The sequence below is a fragment of the Dielma fastidiosa genome (assembly GCF_003475485.1).
GTDB lineage: Bacteria > Bacillota_I > Bacilli_A > Erysipelotrichales > Erysipelotrichaceae > Dielma > Dielma fastidiosa.
The window spans coordinates 464,337-476,110 of record NZ_QRQL01000002.1 but is presented as its reverse complement, the minus strand read 5'-3'; the positions used below and the strand labels follow the sequence as shown (position 1 = coordinate 476,110).

Sequence of the window (11,774 nt, the reverse complement as noted above, 5' to 3'; positions counted from 1 at the left end):
GAAAAAAGACACACGCAGAAATTGCTGTGTCTATAATTCAAGCATTAATTAATTCCATCCACTGATTCAGGATATAATCAAGATCAAACTCTCTTACCGATAAATTGCAATTATTACTAAATTCTGTTCTTAATTTTTCATCTTTAATTAGTTCTAATAGTTTAATTGCATAACCACATTCATCATAACAAGGTATCAAAAACCCATTTTCACAATCTCTGATAATTTCTGATGGACCGCAATCGCAATCAAAACTTATCATAGGAAGATGATGGGCATATGCTTCTAGTAAAACAAGCGGCATTCCTTCGTATCGTGAAGTTAATGCGAATATAGAATAATTAGAATAGATTTCATCGATTGCTTTAGATTTTCCTTTTAAATGAATGAAATTATTTAACCCTTCCTTGGCGATCCTTTCTTTAAGTTTTTCTATTTCAAGACCATCTCCATATATATCCCATGACCAATCTTTACATTCGCCGGCGATTACTTTAGCAATATTAATCAGTTTATCATAACCTTTTTGATACTCAATACGTCCGATCGTCAGTATTTTCTTTTGCTGTATATCAGAATAAACATGATTTGTGATTAATAAAGGATTATATATCTGTATTATCTTACTTTTACAACCAAACTTTCGGACATAATTTGACTGATCACGTTTTGTTAAGACCACTAAGCTGTCAACATATTTCAAATAATATCTACGGCCTAGATCTGATAATAAGGAAAAAGGTTGTGTGCAATTAAAATGCTCCCATAATATTAATTTGAATTTATCTTGATTTTTCTTTTTTATTTTAGCTAAGTACGTTCTTAAATCGCCACTAATTACAACCTGATAATGATTAGATAAAATTTCTTTTTCAATAGTATCAATTATATATTTGGCATGCATTCTGACATTGATTGATTTATTAAATAAATATTTAATGTTAATATTTGATTTATCAGATAGTTTAAAAAATTCATTTCCTATATCACCAAATAAAGAAAGTAATGTAATATCATATTCTTGATGTGTAGCTAATTCATTAACTAAAATAGAATTTACCTTTTCCATTCCACCTGAATGATTAAAGTTATATACTATAAAACATAATTTTTTCATTATTTAGCCCCTTTATATCTGCCAATTTGCGACTTTATAATATTGACAAGAACTAACATTTGAGCATTTTTTCTATAAAATAGTAATTCTAAAAGTAAAAATGAAACAATAACCATACACATATTCAAAATAAACGATATGATACCATATTGGAATGCTAACATCTGATTTAATAGACAGATTGCAGCAATCTGTAAGAATGAAATAATAATGTATTTTACCTCTTTGAAAATGTAATCAGTTAATTTTAAATTTAAACCTGATTTAACAACCATATACACAATTAAAAAATATGAAATTATATTACTAACTGCGGTTCCGACAAAAACACCAAGCAAACCGTAATTGACAGCTAATACAACTGAAACAACTAAATTAATCACAACCTGCAATAAACGAATCGGCAACTCTTGTTTAAACAAGCCTTTAGTCACGATAACATTCGATAGCGGTGCTGTTACTAATCCATAATAATTATTAAAAATTACTACCAATACAACAATAAAACTCATCACATAGTTTTCGCCAATCCACATATGAATAAAGGGTTGAATCAAGCAGATTGTCGCCACCGCATAAAATGTACTGACCTGAACTGAAATAAAATTATAAAGATTGAAAATCTGATGGATCTTTGTACTATCATTTTCAGCAAATAAATCTCCCAGTGAAGCAACAACACCATTCAGTAAACTCCAGAGCAAGTTTGAAGCTGATGATAAAATTAAAAAGTAATTGCTATAAACGCCCAGTGCCGCAGTGCCTACAAATTTAGAAATGATAATGCTGTCAGTTCCGTTGATACCAACATTAGCAATTTTTGATAAACTTAGAAATTTTATGTCATTAAAAATAGTCTGCCGCTCGTCCTCTTTTAATTGCGAAGGATATGTATAAAATTCAGAATACTCTTTATGTGCTTTTTTCATTAATCTAAAATTAAAGAATAACGTAATTATAATCTCAATCCCTAAATACCAAAGATAACTAGGATGGATTAAAAGAATGATTACTTGCAGCGTCTTTGTAAAAATTTTAGCCAAAAAGTCAAACATTAAGACTTTATAATTTTGCTGGTGTGCATAGTAAACAGTTCGAACATCGGTGAAAAAATAGCTGGAAAATGTAAGGAAAGCATAAAATACGAATACTTTCTGCATGTAAGGTATACTATTAACACTGCCTTTGACAAACAAACCGATAAAAGGTGTAATACAAAATGCAAGAATAAATAGAAGAACTCCAAGCCGGCAAAATATTTTCTTAAAATACTGAACAATAGCTGCCACTTTTTGGCGTTCATTATTCCTTATTGGCGAATATAGCGAGAAGTTTAAAGCCGTCCCCAATCCTAAATCTACAATTGATAAAATACTTAAGATGTTTGTAAATAAAGCATCAAAGCCTAAATATTCAGAACCCAATATTCTAATAAATACTGTTCTTGTAATGAAAGCAAATATTAAGATAATGAATTGCGATACAACCGCAAAGCCAGAATTCAATATAGAATTAATTGTTCTCATAATGTTACCTTATCTTCAATACAAATTAATTTGAACAATAATTTTTTTAATTCATCATTATCATCATTCAAATGATTTCGTAAAATATCCAACTTAACATTGATTTCATCTGTACTTATATTGATCGGTTTGTTAACAAAAATTAAATTATTTTTTGTTTTACTAACTTCTTCAGTATCAGAATGTAACTCTTCAAACATCTTTTCGCCAGCCCTAAGGCCAATTTCAACTATATCAATATCTTTATAGGGTTCATAACCAGCGAGTCTAATCATACGCTCAGCAAGCTCAAGAATGCGTTCTGGCTGCCCCATGTCTAATATGAAGGTTTCTCCCTTGTTTGCATAGTAACCAGCCTGTAACACCAGCTGTGCTGCCTCAGGGATAGTCATAAAGTATCGGCAAATGTTTTTATCTGTTATCGTTACCGGTCCGCCATTTTTAATCTGCTCTTGAAAGATAGGAATTACAGATCCACTAGAACCTAAAACATTGCCAAAACGCACAGCAGCTAATTTTGTAACTCCATTATTTCTGTTTGCTTCAAGCATTAACTCTGTCATACGTTTTGTTGCACCCATAACATTAGTTGGGTTGACTGCTTTATCAGTGGATATTAAGATAAACCGTTTTACTTCATATTTAATACAAGCAGTAAGTACATGATTCGTACCGAATACATTATTCTTAATTGCTTCCTTAGGACTATTTTCCATTAAGGGTACATGCTTATGTGCTGCTGCATGGAAAACGGTAGATGGCTGATAGGCACATATTATCTCACTAATAGCATTTAGATCTCGAATCGATGCTATTAATGATCGAATTACAATTTCTGAAGATAATTCATTTGAAATTTTTAAATGATTAAACTCTTGTTCCAACATATATAAACCATTTTCATTTATATCCACAAGCAATAGCATCTTTGGCTGATATTTTACGATCTGCCGGCATAATTCTGATCCGATAGAGCCTCCAGCTCCAGTAACCATGATTATCTGTCCTGTAATATAAGAAGTAATCTCATCCTGTTCCAACTGAATTTCACCACGGCCTAACAAATCTTCAATGGATATATCCTGTATTGGAAGATGCCTGTTAGCTAGTTCACTTTCTTTTAATGTAGTTGTACTCATATTAACCATCTTAATCTTAATATTTAAAGGTTCTATGATTTCAAATACACGCATTTTCAATTCTTTGGAAGCATTTGGCATAGCAAAGTAGAACAGCTGTATCTGATATTGTTTTACTATTTCAGCTATATCATTGATTGTACCTAGAACTTTTTTACCTGAAATAATCACACCATTTTTATAATCATCAACAAAACCCACAATGTCAATTTTATCGTTTTCGTACTGTTCAAGCTCTTTCAGCAAAATATAACCAGCATCTCCCGCACCAATTATTAAGACTCTAGTTTTCTTATCATTCTCAAGTGCCGATCTTTTGAATAATTTATAACCGGCTCTCAAACTGAACATAGCTAGAATGGTGAGCATTCCTGAAACTAAAATTATATTAATCAGCATTGTCTTAAAATTGAATATGAATGTATAAAGCAACAAGATGGCGGTAGCACTGCCTACTGCAAAAGCAATACTTTTGGTTTCCTCAATACCCATGTATTTCCATACACTTTTATATATTTTAAATTTCCAAAAACAAATTAGATATACGATTAATACACCTATCCCTTTATACAGATTCATTTGAAAACCATAAACCAATAACTGATGAAGACTGAAATCAAATCTTCCCCAAGTGGTAATCAAAAAGGATAAAGTTACAATTGTAAGATCAATACTCAAAATTATTAGTTCTCTATATTTTGCTGATTTATTAAGATTCATCTTTAATCTCCAATCGAATCACTCGGACTCAAATATAAATAATAAAAGCAATTAAATATGAAAAAATAAGCTCTAATAGGCAGCCATAAACGAATTAATTCAGTGAAGAATTTTCTTAATTTAATTTTAAATAGCATTGGGTTGTCATTCATGCGCATCCGTTTCCATTGTATTGGATATGGATAGACACCTAAATTTTTTAAAATACGGAAATATGTTTGCTGCTGCTTACAAAATGGTTTTAGCTTACCTAAATTAATTAACATAACGGCATATAAGTTATATTCATAATAATTAATTAATTCCAGTTGTTTGTGACTAGCATTTTGAATTAAGATTCCTTTATTATCTAAATAATGCCTGATACGCCATAAAGTATTCTCAAGCTTGATTTGATTTATACTATTACTATGTATATGTGTGATTGATTGCCTTCTTTGTCGATAGAAATATATTATTTTTTGATACTCTCTTATCGGCCATTCTTTTAAAACAAGTGAAAATATGAACTCATCATCCTCACCATATAGCAAATGTTCATTAAAAGTTTTATTTATAAAATTTCTCCTAAATACTTTTTGCCATACAGATGAAACATATGTATTTGCTGTTTTAACATATCCACTCTGATACGAGCAGGGCAGCATATCGTGATTATAAGAAAATTGTTCAGAAATAGTTATATACTGAAAACTTAATATCTTTAAATCATCTTTACATAGCGTTTCATATAATTCTTTTAGACAATTTGGAGCAATCATATCATCACCGTCAATGAACCATATAAATTCACCACTTGCGGCAGCAATACCTTGATTTCTTGCAGCACTTACACCTTTATTTTTTTGGCTGATTAATATTATATTCGAATATTGGCTTTGATATTTCTTAATGATGTTTGTTGAATCATCTAACGATCCGTCATCAATACAGATCACCTCATATTCATTGACTGGAAGATCTTGTTCACATACTGAATTTAAGCAATCTTCTAAATAATTATCAATATTATATACTGTTATTATTAAAGAAAATTTCATCCAGCCACCTCCAATCGCTATTTTAAGCCATATATATTTTTCATTTCAGATATTATATTATGAATATCTAATTCCATGATTTTATCAGTTCTTGGCTTGATTTTAATATTTTGGATTTGATTCAATAATTGTGCCAATTCTTCAGGCTTATTTTCATCAAAGTAATAGATATTAGAACCATATTCTTTTAAGTCAATATTTCCTCTTATTTCAGATAGGAAGCATATTTTATTACATGCTATGGCTTGCATAGCCGCCACTGATAGACCTTCTCGATGAGAAGGGAAAATAAATACATCAGCAGTTTTTAATAATTCAATAATATCAGTACGATAACCAAGCATAAAAACTTGATTTTGAAGTTTTAAGTCATGAATTAATCGCTGTAATTTAGTTTCATACTTACCTTTCCCACATATCAATAGCTTTAGGTTTGGATTGTTACTCTTGTGCATTGCTTTAAGAATCATTTCCTGATTTTTGTTTTTATTTAATTCACCTACTGTTATCAATACAACATCATTCAAAGAAAGCTTTAATGCAGCACGCACTGACATAGGATTAACTACTATTTTATCAATAGCATTGATATCAATTCCTACACCATTAATTTTATAAACTTTGCCATTATTATGCAAATGAAACTGCTGTGCATTCGTGTAATCTTCTTCATTGATTGTTAGTAACACATCGGTATATTTTGCCAGATATTTTTCAATTGGATAATAAAGCAGCCAGCTGAAACTAGAAGCCTTATTATAAAAATGAAAACCATGAGCTGTATAAAAAATTTTAGCAATCTCCTTATTTTTTGAATGAGCCCATGCTAATCTGCCTAAAACTCCGCCAACCGGCGTATGACAATGTATGATGTCAAATTCAGTTTCATTTAATAGTTTTCTTAATTCATGAAAAGCTTTAATATTATTTATATTTAATGGTGAACGTTCAAAACATATATTATGTTGAATATTGCAATAGGGAATAATTTCTTTGCCATTAGTAGCTACATGTGTTTCATATCCATTGTCCTGAAAGATTTTTAAAAAGGGTAAATGAAAATGTAAAATATGACTCTCTACATGGGCGATAAATAATACACGCTTCATTTCTTCATCTCCTTATACTGAATTATTTCATTATATATGCCTTGCTCAAAGCATCTAGGCTGAAAGCCGAAATCACGAGTTGCTGCCTGATGATCATAAGAGCGGTCTTCTCCCATTCGTTGTACTTTTTCGATAATATCAATTTTTCCAAGCGAGATAAACTTTAAACATTTTGCACTGAATATAGCTAACCATAAAGGTACATGAATAAATAAGTTATGACTATTAAGCTGAGTTTTTATTATTTTTAAGCATTTAATTAATTCAATAGGCTTTTCGCCTGAGAGAATATATTCTTTTCCTTCAGTATTGGAATTAGTTAATACTTGGTAATATGCAAGACCTAAATCCGCTGCATGAACAGGTTGAATTAGGCAATGACCACCGGCAATATTAGGATACAATTTGAGTTGATCGATCATTTTAATAAATTTACTCATGTTATGATCACATAGATCACCATAAATCATTGTAGGTCTTAAAACAGTAATTTTTATTTGGGTTTGGTAACGGGCAAGTTCCTGATCAATTTTTATATATTCAGACGCAGCTTCTTTATATTTTGAATAACTCCCAGTTGTATGTACAACAATCAATCTTTTACATTTATTAATTATAGCTGCTTTTACAATATTAAGCGAATATTGAATTCCTGCTATATGGATAATCGTATCTATATTTGATAAAGCCATTGTTAAAGAATCATCTTGATTTAAATCGACTTTAATAATATGGAAATTAGATTGATTCGCGATAAAGGTAGTATCTGAACTTTCTCTAACTAAAAAACATATTTCTTCTTTATATTTATGTTTTATGAGTTCTTGATAAAAATAACGGCCACTATGACCTGTTATACCGGTTATAGCTATCATATTACTGCTTCCCCTCTTTAATTCCGCTATGTGTTAATACAATGAAAATGGTATTGATTATGATTTTAAGATCCTTTAAGAATGTTATATGTTCTGCATAGATACCATCATAATTAGCTTTTTGATCAATTGGCAGTTCATCACGTCCGTTGATTTGTGCTAGTCCGGTTAAACCTGGCCGAACTGCAGAAGATCCATTGTTATTTCTCAGCAGAATTAAATCGGTTTGATTCACTAGACTGGGTCTTGGCCCTACTATACTCATATCACCTTTTAAAATGTTTATTAGCTGCGGCAGTTCATCTAAGCTAGTACCACGCATGAACTTACCGGGTTTTGTGATAAAAGCTTCTGGTTTTTCAAATAAATGTGTTGGGCAATTTGTTGGAGCATTTAAAGCCATTGTTCGAAACTTATACATCTGAAAGACTTGACCATTTCTGCCAATTCTAGCTTGCATAAATACAGCAGGACCAGCAGAATTAGATTTAATTACAATGAAAATGCATAAAAATAGAGGGCTTAAAATAATCAATGCTATTAAAGCAAATATAAAATCGAACCATCGTTTTAAATATTTTCTGTACATGATCATCCCTCCCTCTAAAAATAAATGGGAACAGCGTCCCCATGTTTTAAACAAATCTGCTGGATTTATTCAATGCCCAGCCTGACAGTAATCCTAATATCATCCAAAAAAATGGTGCAACGTCGATTACGCTTATATTAAATATTGCCTGAAATAGATAACCTATAACAGCAATAAATAAACCAATATATAAATAATCGAATTTTAAATCTTTTTTCAGATACATCCTTTTAAACTCATTAATACTTTTCTTAATAGTGTAAAAATAGAGTGTTAAATAGCATAGCAAAACTGGTATGCCCTGAGTGATGAGTATTTGAATATATTCATTATGAGCCTTGTTAAAAAATTCATCTCGTACAGGAAATACAGCATGATAGGCTTCACCAAATGTATCGGGGCCGCTTCCGGATAGCCAGTATGTGGGTACTAAAGTCAATGACTCTTTCCAAACCAAAAACCTTCTTGCACCAGATTCTACTGTGATTTCACCGCCTGTCAGTAAATTTTTTAAATCTTCAAACATCACTATAATTTGTTCAATGTAATTGTTATCTGTAAGTAAAAGTAAAGAGAATAAACCAAAAATTCCAATAACCATAGCTACTAACAGAAGTTTAAATGAGCTAAATGGTTCACTATAATTTGAATATTGTTTTCTGGTCAGAAATAAATATACAAAGAAAACAATAATCATTATGCAGGTTCCAAACAATGCACTCATAGCATCAGTTAATATCATTGTTAGTAAAAATAAAATTAAACATATTAAATAAATAATTCTTTCTTTAATTGTTTTGGAAAAATAGAAGAAGGCACTGGCTAAGCCACATAGTAAAACTGTATATGTTCCCATGAAATTAGGATTACCAGCCACACCACTTATAGCATGATAACTAGCGTAACGGTCAATGACTATGTTTTCAAATAGATCAAATCGTTGACAGAGCCCATATAATGAATGAACCACACCAATAAACAAGAAAATTCTTATTAGATTCAAGCGCAGCTTATCATCATTTAAAATGGCTGAGCTTAAAAATATCGTGTAATAAGACAGCAACATGAATAAGCCTTCAAAACGGCCATTTGTACCCCAGATTGAGGTGTTCGGATTTATGGATCTTATCGTTGAGAGAATAGCTAGTACAGTCATTAGACAAATTAGTACAGGTATAAATTTTGCATTGAATCTTAAGCCGCCTAATACTACTCCAAATATCATCGTTATGAATAAGAGTAAGCTTATTACGTATATACTGTTTTGTATTGCATTATAGTAATTACCTGCTGCAAGTATCAGATAGTGTGAAGCAGGTATAAATAGCATTAAACCAATTAATAAGATAAAAATGAAATGCTGACAAATATTCGAAATGTATCTTTGTAAATCGCTCATGATCAACCTCCATTTCTAATACTAATTTTATCACATTACAATTATTGACTCAATGTAATTCCCTAATCATGCAAAGATGATACTTTTTAATTTTATTGAAATATATGGTTATTAATTTAGCCTTTTATTATCAAGAGAAGGAATCTTTTTTATAACTTTAATGCCTTAGTTAACAGAAATGTAATTGGGTATATGCCTGAATAATAGAATTGAATATTTATATTGTCCTTAATATAAAGCAAATTTTTTATTTTATGGAAAGCATGCACAAACAATAGACATAAAAGTGTCCTAAAATAAGTTAATTCCAATAGGGAAAGAGAAAGAGAGAGGAGATTTATTTATATGAATAAATATTCAAGTAAGGCCGTTAAGACTGCTGCTACAGTTGGTATGTCTTTGGCTATGGTTTTGAGTGCTGCTACTCCAGTGTTGGCTGCTACTCCTGATGTATGTTCAACTACAGGAACTGTTGATTGTGGTAGAACCGTTTATAATGCAATTTTAGACAAATTAGGTGATACAACTTTTGCAGATTCAAATATGGATGATGCATTAAAAATCACTGCTGCCGATGGTAAGACAAAGGTAACTATTTATGAGGCAATTGAAGCTAATGCTGCAGATTTAGCAACTTTCAGAACTTCATTATCTTATGGTGATGCTTATAAAAATGTAACAAAAATGTTGGATTTCAACTCTGCAATGACAGCTGCTTTCGGTGCTGGCTATTCTTCATTAGCAGATGTTACTTCAACTACGGTTGGTGGTTATGTTGCAACATATTTAGCTACTGATTACACAACAACTAAAACTGACGCTAAATCTAAATTATCTGATTTAAAAGATGATAAGAAAGCAATGACAGGAATCATGGGCGGTGATTTTGAAGTATTATTGAATCGTGCTCAAACTGTTCTAGAAGATATCCTAGAAATCTCATCTGATGATTATGATGCAGATTTAGCTGATTTCTATGATGCATTCTCTAAAGTTTTAGAGAATGATTTAGATGGCAAAAATACTATTTTAAATGCTGATGAACATTCAATCACAGGATTAGGTACGGTAACTGATGAGACTAAAGATAAGGATGATAAAGACAAAAAGTATGAAGTAACAAAAGTGACTTTATCAAGTAAATCTGCAGTAAAAGGTCGTATCAATGCAATTAAAGACGCAACTGATTATGACCAATTCAAAGATGAAGATTTAGTTATTTCTTTAATCGATACTTATCAAGATGTAATTGATAATATCGGTAATATTACTGATATAGCTTCAACAGATGCATATAAAGCTTACAATAAAACTAAAACTGATGATGAAGATAAAACTGTTAAATCTTTCTTAGTTGATTTCTTCAAAGGTGAAACGAATCTGAAATACGGTAAAGTGGACGCAAATGGTAAATATGTAGCTGGTACTAATGCATCAACTGCTAAAGAAGAAGCAAAAGCTGTTGCTAAAGTATTGGATAATGAACAATGGGCTATCTTAAAAGATTTGAAAGAAGAAGTTCTTGATTCTGTATGGAGTTTCGAAACATCAAAAGTAGGCAATTACTATAGAGATAAATCAGATTTTAATTCATATGTTTCAGCTGCTCAAAAGAGTATCATCATGGACAATGTACCAGGATTCTTATTAAAAGTAGTTGATACTGAAACTGGTGAATTTGGTTATGACTATGTAGAAGCACATATGGATGCATTCAACGAAGCTCTTGATGCAGTAACAACTGGTATTGCAAAGATTACACCTGCTAATATCAAAACGACTGACAAAGCTGCTTTAGAAGCTGCTGAAGATGCTATCTATGAGTTATATTACAATAAGGGCAAATATGTAAATAACTTAACTGATAAAGAGCTTAAGACAGTACGTCAGGCTGACACTAAGATTACTAACTTACGTGAAGCATTTGATAACTTAGGTACTACAGCAGTAGCTGGATGGTATGACATGGGTAACGGTAACTGGGGTTACAACAATGAAGATGGTACTCCTGCTGCTTACAAATGGGTTGCTTCAGGTTCTGATTGGTATATGATCAAAGACGGTAAGATGCTGAGAAATACTTGGTTGGCTACTGACGGCGGTCGTTGGTACTACTTAGACAATGCTGGTAAGATGGTTACGAACCAATCTGTAGATGGTTGCTGGATCAATTCTTACGGCGTTTACATGAGCCCTTCTTACAACGGTTAATTGTAAAACAATCTAAATTACTAAATTGAGATGTACAGAGATGTGCATC

The 11,774-nt window shown here is 31.3% G+C and carries 9 protein-coding genes; 1 reads left to right on the top strand and 8 read right to left on the bottom strand.

Annotated features, from left to right (window positions below; genetic code table 11):
- Window positions 1-37: 37 nt before the first annotated feature.
- The 8 genes from DWZ33_RS07025 to DWZ33_RS06990 are packed head-to-tail and all read right to left on the bottom strand — an operon-like array spanning window position 38 to window position 9,514.
- Complete coding sequence (locus DWZ33_RS07025) at window positions 38-1,117, bottom strand: glycosyltransferase family 4 protein (protein WP_118454300.1); 1,080 nt, start codon at window positions 1,115-1,117, stop codon at window positions 38-40.
- The gene (locus tag DWZ33_RS07020; RefSeq protein WP_118454299.1) at window positions 1,117-2,643 is read right to left on the bottom strand and encodes a lipopolysaccharide biosynthesis protein; all 1,527 of its coding nucleotides are present in this window, start codon (window positions 2,641-2,643) and stop codon (window positions 1,117-1,119) included. The genes DWZ33_RS07025 and DWZ33_RS07020 overlap by 1 nt, the downstream gene beginning before the upstream one ends.
- Entirely contained in the window at window positions 2,640-4,502 is a 1,863-nt protein-coding gene (locus DWZ33_RS07015) for a polysaccharide biosynthesis protein (protein ID WP_118454298.1), read from the bottom strand. The genes DWZ33_RS07020 and DWZ33_RS07015 overlap by 4 nt, the downstream gene beginning before the upstream one ends.
- Window positions 4,503-4,504: 2 nt before the next feature.
- Window positions 4,505-5,542, bottom strand: a complete 1,038-nt coding sequence (locus tag DWZ33_RS07010; RefSeq protein ID WP_022939733.1) for a glycosyltransferase family 2 protein — start codon at window positions 5,540-5,542, stop codon at window positions 4,505-4,507.
- Between the two features lie 17 nt (window positions 5,543-5,559).
- Window positions 5,560-6,651: a glycosyltransferase gene (locus tag DWZ33_RS07005; protein ID WP_022939732.1), complete on the bottom strand. Its 1,092-nt coding sequence runs from the start codon at window positions 6,649-6,651 to the stop codon at window positions 5,560-5,562.
- Window positions 6,648-7,526 carry an NAD-dependent epimerase/dehydratase family protein gene (locus DWZ33_RS07000; protein ID WP_118454297.1) on the bottom strand — a complete coding sequence of 293 codons (879 nt, stop codon included), beginning with the start codon at window positions 7,524-7,526 and terminating at the stop codon, window positions 6,648-6,650. Before DWZ33_RS07000 ends, DWZ33_RS07005 begins: the two co-directional genes overlap by 4 nt.
- Before the next feature lies 1 nt (window position 7,527).
- Window positions 7,528-8,115, bottom strand: coding sequence for a sugar transferase (locus tag DWZ33_RS06995; RefSeq protein WP_220452407.1), 588 nt, complete (start codon window positions 8,113-8,115; stop codon window positions 7,528-7,530).
- 46 nt (window positions 8,116-8,161) lie between these two features.
- Window positions 8,162-9,514 carry an O-antigen ligase family protein gene (locus tag DWZ33_RS06990; protein WP_118454296.1) on the bottom strand — a complete coding sequence of 451 codons (1,353 nt, stop codon included), beginning with the start codon at window positions 9,512-9,514 and terminating at the stop codon, window positions 8,162-8,164.
- Window positions 9,515-9,859: 345 nt separating this feature from the next.
- On the opposite strand from DWZ33_RS06990, the gene DWZ33_RS06985 reads away from it, so the two are divergent.
- Window positions 9,860-11,725 (top strand): hypothetical protein, encoded by a 1,866-nt coding sequence (locus DWZ33_RS06985; protein ID WP_118454295.1) that lies wholly within the window; start codon window positions 9,860-9,862, stop codon window positions 11,723-11,725.
- Window positions 11,726-11,774: the final 49 nt, after the last annotated feature.

Excerpts from the sequence above, each read along its gene's own strand:
- DWZ33_RS07015 (WP_118454298.1), bottom strand. The coding sequence starts at position 4,502 with ATGAATCTTAATAAATCAGCAAAATATAGAGAACTAATAATTTTGAGT.
- DWZ33_RS06995 (WP_220452407.1), bottom strand. The coding sequence starts at position 8,115 with ATGTACAGAAAATATTTAAAACGATGGTTCGATTTTATATTTGCTTTA.
- DWZ33_RS06985 (WP_118454295.1), top strand. The coding sequence starts at position 9,860 with ATGAATAAATATTCAAGTAAGGCCGTTAAGACTGCTGCTACAGTTGGT.
- DWZ33_RS07005 (WP_022939732.1), bottom strand. The coding sequence starts at position 6,651 with ATGAAGCGTGTATTATTTATCGCCCATGTAGAGAGTCATATTTTACAT.
- DWZ33_RS06990 (WP_118454296.1), bottom strand. The coding sequence starts at position 9,514 with ATGAGCGATTTACAAAGATACATTTCGAATATTTGTCAGCATTTCATT.
- DWZ33_RS07020 (WP_118454299.1), bottom strand. The coding sequence starts at position 2,643 with ATGAGAACAATTAATTCTATATTGAATTCTGGCTTTGCGGTTGTATCG.
- DWZ33_RS07000 (WP_118454297.1), bottom strand. The coding sequence starts at position 7,526 with ATGATAGCTATAACCGGTATAACAGGTCATAGTGGCCGTTATTTTTAT.
- DWZ33_RS07010 (WP_022939733.1), bottom strand. The coding sequence starts at position 5,542 with ATGAAATTTTCTTTAATAATAACAGTATATAATATTGATAATTATTTA.
- DWZ33_RS07025 (WP_118454300.1), bottom strand. The coding sequence starts at position 1,117 with ATGAAAAAATTATGTTTTATAGTATATAACTTTAATCATTCAGGTGGA.